This is a genomic window from Gemmatimonadaceae bacterium (assembly GCA_030647905.1).
In the GTDB taxonomy this organism is placed as follows: Bacteria; Gemmatimonadota; Gemmatimonadetes; order Gemmatimonadales; family Gemmatimonadaceae; genus UBA4720.
This window is the reverse complement of the sequence record JAUSJA010000027.1, coordinates 129,102-142,748: the sequence shown is the minus strand read 5'-3', so window position 1 is coordinate 142,748 and position 13,647 is coordinate 129,102. Positions and strand designations below refer to the sequence as shown.

Here is a 13,647-nt window from a genome sequence, read left to right as displayed (position 1 = left end):
GGCGGACATGCAGCATGAATCGAAGGGTCTCGAGCGCCTCGGGCGCGGGATGACGGGCCACGGAATGTGGGGGGTCGCCGTGGTGCTGCTCGCCGTCGGCCTGATGCCGTCGTGCACCGACAGGAAAGCGGAGCACACCGGTCCGTTCGGCAAACAGGTAAGCGACGCCGTCCCCGCCATCGAGAATGCGGTCGGGCTCAAGTTCAAGCAGCCGCCCAGGGTCGAGTCGCGCTCCAAGGCGCAGGTCCGCGAGTTCGTGACGCGGCAGATCACCGATCCTGCCGCGGCGCGTCAGTTCGCCGGTATCACTGCCGCGTACAAGCGCCTCGGCATGATCCCCGACACGCTCAACCTCCAGAAATTCCTGATAGACCTCCTCGAGGAGCAGATCGTCGGCTATTACGATCCGAAGACGAAGGTCCTCTACGTCGTGAACGATGCGCCGAAGGATGTCGTGGGGATCACGATCACGCACGAGCTCGTGCATGCGTTGCAGGACCAGTACATCAGTCTCGATTCGACGCAGAAGGTGGAAGGGCAGAACGACCGGCAGTCCGCCGCCCAGGCGGTATTCGAAGGGCAGGCGGTTTACGAGCAGATCTCCGCGATGCTCGGCGGGACGAACGTCGCGATGAACCTGCCGGGTGGCTGGGACAGGGTTCGCGAGATGATCCGGGAGAACCAGGCGTCCATGCCCGTGTTCGCGCGCGCGCCGGTCGTGATACAGGAGACGCTGATTTTCCCGTATCTGAGCGGAGCCGAATTCGTGCGCAACTACAAAGAGCGCAGCGCGGGCAAGCCCATCTACCGGGACATGCCGGTCTCGACGGAGCAGGTGCTGCATTCGGGTGCATTCTTTGGAAAGCGCGATGCGCCGACCGACATTACGCTCCCGCGATTGAAGGGTGCCGCGGCGACATATCAGAACACGCTTGGCGAATTCGAGACGCGACTCTTCCTGTTCCAGCACCTGAAGGATCAGAACGAAGCGGTGCAGGGCGCGACCGGGTGGGACGGCGACCGGTACGAGCTGTTCAACGCGGCCAGCGGTCAGGGAGTCGCGTGGGTGACTGTGTGGGATTCACAGGCCGACGCGTCGGAGTTCTACGATCTTCTCGGGAAGGTCGTGAACAAGCGCTACAAGGCGACCTCCGATTCACCGCCGGGCTCAGTGACGCGAAGCTACTCGGCGGCGGGTCGCTCGATTCGGATCAGCACCGACGAAGTCGCCGGGCGACCGGTGGTTCTGTATGTGGATGTGCCGGCCGGCGCCAGCATGAGCGTACTCGACATCTCGAAGATCGGACTGAAGCAGTAGGGCGTCAGAGCCCTGCGAGGTGCGAGATGAGAAAGGTGAACACGCCTACGACCGCGCCGAGGACGTAGCCCGCACCGATGATGAGCTTGAGCTCCGTGTCGATGACGGCGCAACAGCTCCTCGACCCGTTCCACCCACGACGTTCACGGCGAGGTCCACCCATGCGTTGTTGGCGCTGAGAAGCACTAAAGCTTAGTCCTTGGCTACAGGGATCGCATCGTCACTACGCGCGGCAGGGGTCGAAGTTTTCTCCCTCTTGCGTGGTGACGCACGGCGCGGTGGCGGCGAATCGGCGAGCACCGGCAGCGGCTTCTGCATGAGCATGAGATGGAGCACCTCGTCCATCGTGGAGACGAAGGTGAACGCCATGTGGCCCCGCACTTCATCGGGGATGTCGCGCAGGTCCTTCTCGTTCGTTGACGGCATGATCACCTGGCGCAGCCCGGCGCGATATGAGGCAAGCACTTTCTCCTTCACGCCGCCGATCTCGAGCAGCTTGCCGCGCAGCGTGACTTCGCCGGTGATGGCCATGTCCCGGCGGATAGGCCGCTGGCTGAGAACGCTGGCGATCGCGAGCGTGATCGCGGCACCGGCGCTGGGGCCGTCCTTGGGGATCGCGCCTGCGGGGAAGTGCACGTGCAGGTCGCAGTCGCGGAATTCCTCCCTGGCGATCCCGAGAACTTCGGCGCGTGAGCGGACGTAAGAGTACGCCGCGTCCACCGACTCCCGCATCACGCTGCCGAGCTGTCCTGTGACGGTGAGCTTTCCGGACCCCGGCATGCGTAGCGCTTCGATGAGCATCAGGTCGCCGCCGGCCGCCGTCCACGCGAGCCCGGTGACGACGCCGATCTCCGGCTCCTGCTCGGCCGATTCGAGCTGATAGCGGGGATTGCCGAGAATGTCCATGACGCGCGCGTTGTCCACGATCCATGCGCCCTGCTCGCCGTCCGCCTTTTTTCGCGCGCGGCGGCGCATGATCGCGGCGAGATCGCGCTCGAAGTTTCTCAGTCCCGCTTCGCGCGAGTAGCGGCTGGAGATGAAGCCGAGCACTTCGTCGGTGAACTGGAGATCCTTGTCGGTGATGCCGTGCTCCTCGAAAAGGCGCGGCAGCATGTACCGCCAGGCGATCTCGACTTTTTCCTCGACCGTATAGCCGGCGATGCGAATGATTTCCATCCGGTCGCGAAGCGGTGGGAGTATGTCGTAGATGTTGTTGGCCGTGCAGATGAACAGGATCTGCGACAGGTCGAACGGCACGTTGAGATAGTGGTCCACGAAGCTCTGGTTCTGCGACGGGTCGAGAACCTCGAGCATGGCGGCTGTCGGATCGCCCGAGGCGCCTCCTCCGCTCATCTTGTCTATCTCGTCAATCATGAATACCGGATCTCTGACCTGCACCCGGCGGAGCGCCTGGATGAGCAGGCCCGGCATGGCGCCGACGTAGGTGCGGCGATGTCCGCGGATCTCGGCTTCGTCGCGCACGCCGCCGACGGAGATGCGATAGAACTCGCGCCCGATGGCTGTCGCGATGGCTTCTCCGAGCGAAGTCTTGCCCGTGCCTGGCGGACCCGCGAGGCAGAGGATGGGGCCGTGGGGGTCGTTTCCGCGCAGCTTTCGCACGGCGAGGAACTCGAGGATGCGCTCCTTCGCTTCGTTCAGGCCGTAGTGCCGCTCGTCGAGCGACTTCTCGACCGTGCTGAGATCAATGTCATCCTTGCCCGAGCGCTTCTCCCACGGAAGCGACAGAAGCCAGTCGAGGTATGTGCGGATGACCTGATACTCGCTCGACGCGGGCGAGAGCTGGCGAAGGCGCTCCGTCTCACGACGCGCTTCCTGCGTCGCGCGCTCGGACATCTTCGTCTCCTCGATCTTGCGAAGAGTCTCGATTGCTTCCTTCTCCCCGGGGTCGGATTCTCCGAGCTCGGCCTGGATTGCGCGGAGCTGCTGGCGGAGAAAGAACTCGCGCTGGTGCTGCTCGATCTTGATCTCCGTCTGTCGCTTCACGTCCTCGACCACGTGCGCACGGGCCACCTCGCGCTCGAGGCGAGTAAGCAGAAAACGGAGACGCTTGCCGATGTCGAGCCGCTGAACGATCTCGTCCTTGTCGGAGATCTTGAAGTTCATGTTCGTCGCGGCGAGGTCGGCGAACCGGCCCGGGTCCGAGACGTTCATCCTGAGGATTGCGGGGACCTCGTCGGGGATGCGGTCCACCATCTGCGCGAGCGTTTCCGCCGCCGTCACGACGCGCGTGACGAGCTCGTCCACCTCGTTCGGGTTGGCTAAAAGTTCTTTCGCGCATGTGACCTGCGCGATCGGATACGGCGTGCGCTGCGAAACGCTGTCTATCACTATGCGACGCAGGCCCTGGAGCGTGATCTGCACCGTCTCTCCGGGGAGATTGATGCGCTCGTGGACGCGCGCCGCGACGCCGACGCGGCCGACGAAGGTGTCGAGATCAATCGTCTCTACATGGTCACCGGTGGCGACGACGAGTGCGACGATAAGGCCCGAGCCGGGGTTGTCGCGAAGGAGCGCGAGGTTTTCGGGCGCTCCCATCTGTACGGCGATCGTGCCTAGCGGATAGACGATCGTCGAGCGCAGCGCCATGAGTGGCAGCGCCGGCGGGATCTCGGACCTGAGTATGTCGTCCTTACGCTGATTCCTGGCCATGTTTCCAAGTTAAGAGAACCTGGCGGCGTGAGCTATCGAGAACCGTGCCGTTGAGACGGGCTACGCCGTCGCCTCCACGGGTTTTCGCTTCAGCAGCTCGATGAAGGCGGGATTGTTGCGTAACGGGTCGAGATCGGAGTCGTGCTCGATCCACTTCCAGTGGCCGAATCCGTGATCGAGCGCTTTTTCGAGCGCATCGAGAGCCTCGGTTGACTGGTTCTCCATCGAGAACGCACAGGCGATGTTGTAGAGGACCGACGGATCGTCGGGATCCATGGCGAGTGCGCGCCGGTTCCATTAGAAAGGAAGTTCTTGCGAAAAGGTACGGTAAGCAACTCGACGGAGCCAGAAATACAACAGCAAACGACCTGCGGACTTATGTAGTTCCGCAGTATGTAGTTCCGCAGTGTTGTTTGAGCAGTGTTGTTTGAGCAGCGGTACCCGGGTTAAATTGCAAGGCTATGTTCGAAGACCTCAGCGAAAAGCTGGAAGCCACATTCGCCCGCCTGCGCGGACGCGGAACTCTCTCGGAATCCGACATCAAGGAAGGACTCCGCGAGGTGCGCCGCGTCCTCCTCGAGGCGGACGTCAACTTCCAGCTCACCCGCGAGTTCCTCGAGCGCGTCGAGAAGAAAGCGGTAACGATTTCCGCGCTGAGCACAGTCTCGCCCGCGCAACAGCTCGTAAAGATCGTCCACGAAGAGCTCGCAACGATGCTCGGCGAGCGCCGCGAAGGGCTCAAGCTGAGCTCCGTTCCTCCGACGGTCGTGATGTTGGTCGGACTCCAGGGCTCGGGCAAGACGACCACCGCCGCCAAGCTCGCGCGGAAGCTCAAGGCCGAAGGACGCCCGACCCGTCTCGTCGCCGCCGATGTCTATCGTCCCGCTGCCATAGATCAGCTGGAGACGCTCGGACAGCAGCTCGACATTCCCGTCTACGCCGATCGCACCACGCAGGACGTGGTGAGGATCGCCAGGGCCGGCGTCGAGCAGGCGAAGCATGAGCGCGATCGCGTCGTCATCGTGGACACCGCGGGTCGTCTCCAGATTGACGAAGAGATGATGGACGAGCTCCGTCATCTGAAGGAGGCGCTGCGCCCCACCGAGATCCTGTTGGTCGCCGATGGAATGACGGGACAGGAAGCGGTGAAGATCGCGCAGGGCTTCGACAATGCCCTCGGCGTGACCGGCGTGATCCTGACGAAGATGGACGGCGACGCGCGAGGAGGTGCGGCGCTCTCGATCTACGGAGTTCTCAAAAAGCCGATCAAGTACATCGGTGTCGGCGAGAAGTCGGACGCGCTCGAGGAGTTCCACCCCGACCGCATGGCCGGCCGAATCCTCCAGATGGGGGACGTCGTCTCTCTCGTGGAGAAGGCGCAGGCGGCGTTCGACGAGACGGAAGCGAAGCGGCTGCAGAAGAAGGTGAAGAAGGAAGGGATGGACCTCACCGACTTCCTGCATGCCATGAAGCAGATCGAGAAGATGGGTCCGCTGGAGGGCGTCCTGAAGATGCTGCCGGGCGTCAACACCAAAGTGCTGAAGCAGGCGAAGATGGATCCCAGGCGGATGCGTCACGTCGAAGCGATCGTCCTCTCCATGACGCCGGAAGAGCGGAAGGATCCGACGATCATCAACGGCTCGCGGCGCGCGCGGATCGCGAGGGGCTGCGGACGCTCGATCAGCGACGTGAACCGGCTGCTCGACCAGTTCCGCGAGATGCAGAAGATGATGAAGAAGATGTCCCAGGGCGGAGGCGGCAGGCTTGGAATGCCGGGGATGCCTGGTATGTTTGGAATGCGGTAGAAACACCGCATTTGCAGGACCGGGTGCGCGCCGGAGACACCGGCGAAGCGATGAGCCCGGAGAAGCACGAGACCTTTCCTGAATGGAGAAGTACCGATGGTAAGAATCCGTCTCCGCCGTATCGGGCGGAAAAAGGCACCTGTGTACCGTATCGTCGTCGCCGACTCGCAGAGCCCGCGTGACGGCAAGTTCATCGAGATCATCGGCCAGTACGCTCCGCGTCAGGCTCAGGGTGGTCTCGCGGTCAACGAAGAGCGCGCCAACTACTGGCTCGGCGTCGGCGCCCAGCCGAGCGATACCGTACGCTCACTGCTCCGCCGCGCAGGCGTTCTGAAGCGCCGCCACGAGCAGCGCCTCGGCATCGAGCTCAAGCAGTCGGCGGTGCCGCTCCCCGAGCGCAGCGCCGAGGAAGAGGCAGCGCTCAACGCCGAGACGCCAGCCGGTACCGACGAGGCGTAGGCATGGCAGCCAATGCATTGGCGATCGTAGGACTGATCCGCAATGCACAGGGAATCCGCGGCGAGGTTGTCATCGAGTCGCTGACAGATGCGCCGGACGCGGTATTCGCGTCCGGCCGTCGTGTTTTTGTGGGTGACGTCACCGGCTTGGTCGGCGACGGCTCGCAGTCGCTGACCGTGGAGGGCGCGCGCCCCTTCAAAGGCGGCCTGATGGTGAAGTTCACCGAGATCGCGGACCGTAACGCCGCCGAGCTGTTTCGGGGCCGGTACCTGTTCTCGCCGTTCGATGAGCTCGAGCCACCAGCGGAGGACGAGGTCTATCTCCATGATCTCCTCGGCATGAAGGTGCAGCTCGATACCGGCGAGTTGATGGGCGAGGTCACGTCGTATTACGAGCTGCCGCAGGGTCTCACACTCGACGTGAAGACAGCGAAGGGGAGCGTGCTCATTCCGTATCGTCATGAAGTCATCGAGCGAACCGACACCGACGAAAGAGTGGTGGTGGTGAAGTCCGAAGTCGGGATGTTCGACTAGCCGATGCCGCTCAGGATCAACGTCGTGACGATCTTCCCCGATTTCTTCGCGGGGCCGCTGGGGCTGAGTATTCCGGCGCGGGCGAAAGCGTCCGGTGGCGTCGAGTACAACATCGTGGACCTGCGCGATTTCACTCATGACAAGCACAAGACGGTGGACGACGCCCCATACGGGGGCGGGGCCGGCATGGTGATGAAGCCGGGCCCGTTCTTCGAGGCCGTCGAGGCGATTGGCGCCAGCGCGCCGGTCGTCCTGCTATCGCCGCGCGGCAAGCTCTTCTCGCACGCCGCCGCGGTGCGATTCGCGGAGGGAAGCGAGCTCACGCTCTTGTGCGGTCATTACAAGGATGTGGACCAGCGCGTCGCGGATCATCTCGCGACCGAGGAGATCTCGCTCGGCGATTTCGTGCTGAGCGGAGGCGAGGCGGCTGCGCTGGCGATCATTGACGCGACGGTGCGCTTGATTCCGGGCGCGATGTCGGATCTGGAGAGTGCGCGCAGCGATTCATTCTTCGATCGGGGAATCAGCGCGCCGAGCTACACGCGACCGCCGGAGTTTCGTGGCCACACCGTGCCGGAGGTCCTCCTGTCAGGCGACCACGCGAAGATCGCGAAGTGGCGAGAGGAAGAAGGGGCGCGACTCACGCAGCGCCGCAGTAACCGCTGAAGAGCGACCGGATTGCGCTTCCCGTCGGATCAGCCCGGCGGACGGATCTTCCAGTCCGCGAGCCGGGCCCACCAGGCGTCAGCGCGCATTCCGGTTGTCTCGACGCGCGGCGCGACGCCGAACACATTGCGCGACTCGTACAGCCAGAGAGCAGGCGCGTCTTCCGTTATCTCGCGATACGCGCGACGATACAGCGATCTGCTTTGCTTCGGATCTCCGCTCGCGGCGGCGCTGTCGAGGAGTGCGTCGACGACAGGGTTGGAGTACGACTCGAAATTGAAACCGGCCTTGTTGCGTTCGGCGCTCACCCACTCGTCGCGCACGGAGGCGGGGTCAGGATCAATCTGCCAGGCATTCAGCAGGGCGTCGAACTCGTGGGCTTCCATTCGCGCGCCGAACGTGGACAGCTCCAGCTGGTCGAGGCGGACGTCGGCCCCTATCCGCTTCCACTGGTCCTGAAGCAGGACGGCGAACTTCATCCTCGGTGCGCTTGACGTTGGCACGATCAGCGTGAATCGAAGCGGGCGGCCGTTGCGCATCCGGATTCCCGATGACGAAAGCTTCCATCCGGCGGCATCCAGCGCTGCGGCCGCAGCAACCACGTCGTAGGGAAGGCCGATGCTGGTGTCACTCGTCGGAATGGCGCGCGTCACAGGTCCGTGGGCCACGAGACCAAGCGTGTCGAAGACGTTTTTCACCAGCGCCGCACGGTTGACCGACATGACGAGAGCGCGGCGCACCGCGCGATCCGAAAGGATCGGATGGGGACGCGAGGTGGCGCCGTCGCGAAGGTTGAATGCGACGTATCCGTAATTCAGGCTCGGCGTACCGGTGGATAGGTGCCGTCCCCCGGCACGAACCTTGTCGACGAGCTCCGGCTTCACCACGTCCAGGAAGTCGGCCTGGCCGCTCAGGAATCTCAAAGCGGCGCCGTCGTAATCCTGTGAGACCAACCAGACGAGCCTGTCGGTTTCCGGCCGGCCGCGGTAGTTGGCCGTATCGGCCGTGAGGACGATGCTCGTGGACGGTGTCCACTTCGAGAATCGGAACCTTCCGCTGCCAATCGGAGCGCGAGCGAAAGAGGAAGTGCGGAGAGACTGCGGGGCCACATGCTTCAGCAGATGTTCGGGCAGAATGGCGATGGCGGACGCGAGTCTGAAAAACTCGTTGGGAGGATGTTTCGCCAGCCATACCCGCGCGATGAGAGGGTCCGGCAGCGTCACCGAATCGACATTCTCCACATTCGCCGCGAGCTGGGAGCCTACGGCGGTGTCCTTTAGCAGCGAGAACGTGAATCTCACGTCCGGGGACTGCACACGCTTCCCATCGTGCCAGCGCGCATTCGGATCGATGTTGAACTCGATCCAGCTCGAATCGGGGGCCCAGCGCCAGCTCTTCGCGAGGCGTGGACGGAAGCCGGAGTCGCCGACTGTGTTCATGCCGTCGCCGATGTCCGCCAGGTTGTCGAAGATCTGATCCACGATCTGCTTTCCCTGCACAGACATAGTGAGTGGCGGGAGGAGAAGATCTGGATCGGCCGACGCGGATATCACTATCGTTCCGCCCCCCGCCGGTTTCTCAGACCTGTCGGGAGAACACGCGCAAAGCGAGAGGGCGACCGCGGCGGCGGCGGCGCAGATTTGAATCAGCGAAATGGGCTTCATGGCTTAATTCGGGTTGGCCCGCGCTGTCAGGCGCAGAGACTCAATTCGGGCGGCTTGGCGGGGTAGCCCACTCGGTGAAAATCGGTATCAGGCCGGGGTCGAACTGACCGTCAGCGGAGAGCATGATGCGCATGCCTTCGTCATGGCTAAGCGCCTGACGATACGGACGCGGCGAGGTGAGTGCGTCATAGACGTCGGCGATGCAGAGTATCCGCGCGGGCAGGGAAGTCGCTTCGCCGGCGAGACCGTCCGGATAGCCCTTGCCATCCCACCGTTCGTGATGACTGCGGATCATCGAGCGCACGTCTCCGGGGAAGTCAACGCCGGCGACGAGCTTGAGACCCTCCTCCGGATGGCGCTTCATCAAATCCCATTCGTCCGGCGTCAGCTGCCCCGCCTTATTGAGCACCTCGGGCGGCACGATGACCTTGCCCACGTCGTGCAGGAGCGCACCAAGCCTGAACCAGAACATGTCCCGGGGATCGAGTCCGGCGCGGACGGCAAGTGCGCACGCCAGACTGGCCACGCGTTCGCAGTGGCCCTGTGTGTAGTGGTCGGCGCCTTCGATCGAATCGCCCCAGCTCCGGGCAATTTTCAGAAAGCGCTGTTCCAGGTTGGCGTTTCGCCGCTCTATGTCGGCGACGCGATGCATGGCGTTGAGCCGGGAATAGATTGCGCGCGCCCGATTCAGGCTCGCCAGCATCTCGCGATGACGCTCCTCGGCCCAGAAGAGCTCGGCCTGCTGTTCCGCGACGTCGGCGGTCAGCAGATAGTCCTCCGACTCGTCGGCAAGCTTCGCCGCCAGGGCGAGAAATTCGTTCGATGCAGCATACTCAGAGCGCTCGCGCGCGATCACACCCATGTGACGAAGCACTTCGCCCGCCCACGGTTGCTTCTCGCCACCTGTGGCGGCGAGAAGCTCGTCGCACTGATGCCGCGCCTTGTCGAACCGTCGCATTGCGATCCAGAGCTGCACCTGATTCACGGCAACGTCTCTTTGCTTCGAGCGGTCACCACCGGCGTCGAATGACTGGATCGCTTCTGCATACGCCGATTCGGCGGATCGATGGGCGCCGAGGTCGACGAACGCGAGGCCCATGTTGTTGAGCACCTGCCCGGCGTAGTCGGTCATGCCGAGTGACTGATATCCGGCGAGACTCAGGCGGAATGACTCGAGCGCGCCGCGGGTGTCGCCGCGGATGCTGGCCACGGTGCCGGCGTTTTGATCGATCATCGCGACGAGGGCGCCGTCACCCGCTGCCTGCGCCTGCCCTCGAGCCAGGACGTAAAGCGCCGCCGCCTCTTCCAGGTTCCCCACAGTTTGCTCGAGGATCGCAACTACGTTGAGCGCGCGAGCGACCGCGGCGGGTCGGCGGGCTTGCTCTGCGGCAGCGACGGCTGCTTCCAGCACGTCTCTCGCTGCGCCGCGATCGCCACGCTCCAGGTAGGCGCGGCCCAGGAGACGTAGCGCTGAGAGTCGTGTGTCGAGGCGGGCCTCGGGATTTCTGATCAGCCGCTCGTATTCGCCGCAGGCCGCCTCCCATCTGCCTTTCTTCTCCGCGCGATTGGCGCGCTCCAAGCCGCGGGCTATCGAAATCGACTCGCGTCCTTCATCCACGCCGGAATGGATCGCCGCCGTCACGCAGAGGCCAGGATAGTGCGCCGAACGAGCCCGTGTTCACGGAGCTTCCGGGCGAGGGTCGGCCGGGAAATTCCGAGCAAACGCGCCGCCGCGCTGAGATTACCGCCAGTAAGGCCGATCGTGGCGTGGATCGCTTCGTTCACAATGACGTTTAGCGACTTGCCTTCGGGGGGGATATGGATCGTCATCCCTGCCTGAGCCGCAGTGATGGGAACGAGGGAGCGGCGCTGAAGCGAGATGTGGTGCGGCTCGATCACATTTCCGGAGCAAACCACTACCGCACGCTCGATGACATTCCGCAGCTCGCGGATGTTGCCCGGCCAGCCGTACTGCTCGAGGACATCCAATGATGCGTCCGAGATCCGAAGCTTGGGCCGGTCGTCCCCTTCGGCGTGCCTCCTGACGAAGTACGCTGCAAGGAGCCGAACATCGCCGGCCCGCTCCCGGAGCGGAGGAAGCTCGATGCGAATGACGTTCAGACGATAGAAAAGATCGCCTCGAAAAGTCCCTTCGCTGACAGCAGGCTCGAGAGCGGCGTTGGTACTCGTGATGATGCGCGCGGTGAGCTGCCGCTCTATGTGGCCACCGACGCGCCTGAACTTCCGTTCCTCGAGCACCCGAAGCAGCTTCGACTGAAGCTTTAACGGAAGCTCAGCGATTTCGTCGAGGAAAATGGTTCCGGCTCCTGCGATCTCGAACAGGCCCGTCTTGAGCGTGCGGGCATCCGTGAAGGCGCCTGCCTCGTGCCCGAACAGCTCGGTCTCGAGCAGAGTGTCGGGGATCGCCGCACAATTGATGGCGACAAAGGGGTCAGCAGTGCGCGGACTTGCGGCATGTACTCCGCGGGCGAAAAGCTCCTTGCCGGTTCCTGTTTCTCCAACAAGGAGGACCGTCACGCTTCGGCTGGCCGCAACTCGATGAGCGAGCTCAATGACCTCCAGCAACGCAGGGCTCTCCCCCACAATGTGGGAGGCCCACGGCTCTCTGAGGCCATGGACGTGTCGCGTCGAAATAATCGGAGGTTTCTGTGCTGTCACACAGAAGAAAGTAAATAATTCGGGAGGTCAGCAACATATGCCAGGGCAAAGTCGGCCTGACGAGCCCCGCTGGACCTTCACCGGCCGATCAGCCTGGGCTGAGGTGCATCAGCAGCGTTTCGGTCTCGACGGCGTCGTGGAGCGCACCCACGTTTCGAAATTCGACTGCGGCCTGGGAAAGTGCATCCTTCGCGGCCGGAGTGTCTCCACGATCCCGGGCAAGCTGCCCGAGCTCGCGTTGAATCTCGGCGTGCAGCATTCGATCCTCCGAGCCCTGCGCTTCGAAACGCGCCATCTGGAGACTGGCAATGCCCTTGTCGAACTCGCCCCGCTTCCGCTCGATCCGGGCCCGACAGGTCAGCGCTTCCGCGGCTGTGAGACGATCGCTGCGTCTGTTCGCTGCTTCGAGGGAGTGCGAGCATAGCTTCTCAGCGAGCTCGAGATCGTCGGCGCGAACCCACAGCTCGGCCAGGTTGAGCGTGATGATCTCTTCCACGAGTGCATCGTCGCGGCGCTTGGCTATCGCCAATCCACTCTCCAGGTGTTTTTGGGCTTCGACCAGATGCCCGAGCTTGGTGTGCAGCATCCCCAGGTTGTTCAGCACCCAGGATACCGCCTGATCGTCACCAGCTATCTCGAACGTCTTGAGACTCTCTTCATATAGACTCGAAGCCGCCGGAAAGTCGCCCCGCATGTTGGCGAGCACACCGCGGTTCTGCTGAATCATGCCAAGAAGGCGATGCTCGAGCCCCTCTGTCGCGCACTCGGACGCCTTTTCATACAGGCGCTCGGCTTCGCGCAGGTCTCCGCGTCGCTGGGCGATTATCGCCAGGCAATTGAGGACGTGCGCCTTGACGTCGGCGAGGCCGGTACGCTCGGCCACCGCCAGACTGCGCAAATAGTGCCGGCAGGCCTCCTCCGTCTGGCCGGTTTCGCGCAGCAACGTGCCCTTCCACCGCAAGACTGTCGCGGCCAGCGGGTCGGAGCTGTGCGAGCCAAGCTCTGCCAGCGCATCGTCATAGAGCGCGAGGGCGCGTGCATTCTCGCCTCTCGTCTCGGCCTCGCGCGCAGCTTCGGCCAGTCTATGAGCCTGCGTCATGTCAGCTGGCACGCTGCCGTATCACGGTTCGTGTGAATATCATCGGGCTGATAAGAGGAGAAAAAGAGTCGGACCGTTGAGCGCTCTGCGGTTTGCGAAGACTCTACGGATTTCCACCGATACTTGCCGGCTTGACGCGCCGGCCCCGCAAATCATCCTGACGCCAGCATGTACCTCGAGAAGTGATTGATCTGCCAGACCAGATAGTCCGGCATCAACTTGCCGCGCACGCGGGTAAACACGATCGCCGAAGGCAGTATCTCGGTTACCGGGACCTTTCTATCGATACCTGGCATAACATCGCTGCCGATGTACACGCCGTGGAGAACCAGGGTGCGATTGAAGTCGTCGTCGTAGACTTCGGTGTTGTGCAAGCCCTGCTTGACCAATACCGTGGCGGCAAAGGTGATCCCGCGCGGAAGCATGTCGTAGGCGACATACCCCCCGTTCACCGTACTTACCGTAATCGAAACAGGGACAGCTACCGCACCCGCCGGAAAAGTGATGGTGAAATCGGCGCTTGGTATGGACAGCGTTCCGCCCCCAGCACCGATGACTCTGGTCACCGACACACTCCTCGGCGCGTCCTGCCATTCGATGGCGGTCTGACGCCCGTCATCCCAGGCGCTAAACCGCGAAAACTGAAGGGGTGGATCCGCAACGCTGGCAGGACCGGTTGGCAGAGGCTGGTCGCTGCAACCCGCCAGTCCAACGGCCGCCGCTACCAGAGCGAGTGTTCGGAAAACTTTAAATC

Annotated in this window: 12 protein-coding genes and 1 pseudogene; 5 read left to right on the top strand and 8 right to left on the bottom strand. The window is 63.2% G+C overall.

Going from position 1 to position 13,647, the window contains the following annotated elements; all coding sequences use genetic code 11:
* Positions 1-7 precede the first annotated feature (7 nt).
* Positions 8-1,318 (top strand): hypothetical protein, encoded by a 1,311-nt coding sequence (locus Q7S20_09675; GenBank protein ID MDO8502099.1) that lies wholly within the window; start codon positions 8-10, stop codon positions 1,316-1,318.
* A 4-nt stretch (positions 1,319-1,322) separates the two neighbouring features.
* Here the strand turns inward: Q7S20_09675 and Q7S20_09670 are convergent, their stop codons facing one another.
* The 3 genes from Q7S20_09670 to Q7S20_09660 are packed head-to-tail and all read right to left on the bottom strand — an operon-like array spanning position 1,323 to position 4,264.
* On the bottom strand, positions 1,323-1,481 hold the full coding sequence (locus tag Q7S20_09670; protein ID MDO8502098.1) for a hypothetical protein: 159 nt from the start codon (positions 1,479-1,481) through the stop codon (positions 1,323-1,325).
* A gap of 29 nt (positions 1,482-1,510) precedes the next feature.
* Positions 1,511-3,988: an endopeptidase La gene (gene lon, locus Q7S20_09665; protein ID MDO8502097.1), complete on the bottom strand. Its 2,478-nt coding sequence runs from the start codon at positions 3,986-3,988 to the stop codon at positions 1,511-1,513.
* 60 nt (positions 3,989-4,048) lie between these two features.
* Positions 4,049-4,264: a hypothetical protein gene (locus Q7S20_09660; GenBank protein MDO8502096.1), complete on the bottom strand. Its 216-nt coding sequence runs from the start codon at positions 4,262-4,264 to the stop codon at positions 4,049-4,051.
* 185 nt (positions 4,265-4,449) lie between these two features.
* Between Q7S20_09660 and ffh the strand changes: the two genes are divergently transcribed.
* The 4 genes and pseudogenes from ffh (at position 4,450) to trmD (ending at position 7,451) form a co-directional block, all read left to right on the top strand.
* Complete coding sequence (ffh, locus tag Q7S20_09655) at positions 4,450-5,793, top strand: signal recognition particle protein (protein MDO8502095.1); 1,344 nt, start codon at positions 4,450-4,452, stop codon at positions 5,791-5,793.
* A 96-nt stretch (positions 5,794-5,889) separates the two neighbouring features.
* Positions 5,890-6,117: pseudogene (gene rpsP, locus Q7S20_09650) on the top strand (30S ribosomal protein S16).
* Positions 6,118-6,254: 137 nt separating this feature from the next.
* Positions 6,255-6,785, top strand: a complete 531-nt coding sequence (gene rimM / locus Q7S20_09645; GenBank protein MDO8502094.1) for a ribosome maturation factor RimM — start codon at positions 6,255-6,257, stop codon at positions 6,783-6,785.
* A gap of 3 nt (positions 6,786-6,788) precedes the next feature.
* Positions 6,789-7,451: a tRNA (guanosine(37)-N1)-methyltransferase TrmD gene (gene trmD, locus Q7S20_09640; protein ID MDO8502093.1), complete on the top strand. Its 663-nt coding sequence runs from the start codon at positions 6,789-6,791 to the stop codon at positions 7,449-7,451.
* A gap of 29 nt (positions 7,452-7,480) precedes the next feature.
* Here trmD and Q7S20_09635 read toward each other — a convergent pair whose 3' ends face one another.
* From Q7S20_09635 to Q7S20_09615, 5 genes are all read right to left on the bottom strand, one after another.
* Complete coding sequence (locus tag Q7S20_09635) at positions 7,481-9,115, bottom strand: peptide ABC transporter substrate-binding protein (GenBank protein ID MDO8502092.1); 1,635 nt, start codon at positions 9,113-9,115, stop codon at positions 7,481-7,483.
* 40 nt (positions 9,116-9,155) lie between these two features.
* Positions 9,156-10,757, bottom strand: coding sequence for an HD-GYP domain-containing protein (locus Q7S20_09630; protein ID MDO8502091.1), 1,602 nt, complete (start codon positions 10,755-10,757; stop codon positions 9,156-9,158).
* Entirely contained in the window at positions 10,754-11,719 is a 966-nt protein-coding gene (locus Q7S20_09625) for a sigma 54-interacting transcriptional regulator (protein MDO8502090.1), read from the bottom strand. Before Q7S20_09625 ends, Q7S20_09630 begins: the two co-directional genes overlap by 4 nt.
* A 163-nt stretch (positions 11,720-11,882) precedes the next feature.
* On the bottom strand, positions 11,883-12,893 hold the full coding sequence (locus tag Q7S20_09620) for a tetratricopeptide repeat protein (protein ID MDO8502089.1): 1,011 nt from the start codon (positions 12,891-12,893) through the stop codon (positions 11,883-11,885).
* Positions 12,894-13,045: 152 nt separating this feature from the next.
* Positions 13,046-13,459 (bottom strand): hypothetical protein, encoded by a 414-nt coding sequence (locus Q7S20_09615; protein MDO8502088.1) that lies wholly within the window; start codon positions 13,457-13,459, stop codon positions 13,046-13,048.
* Positions 13,460-13,647 lie beyond the last annotated feature (188 nt).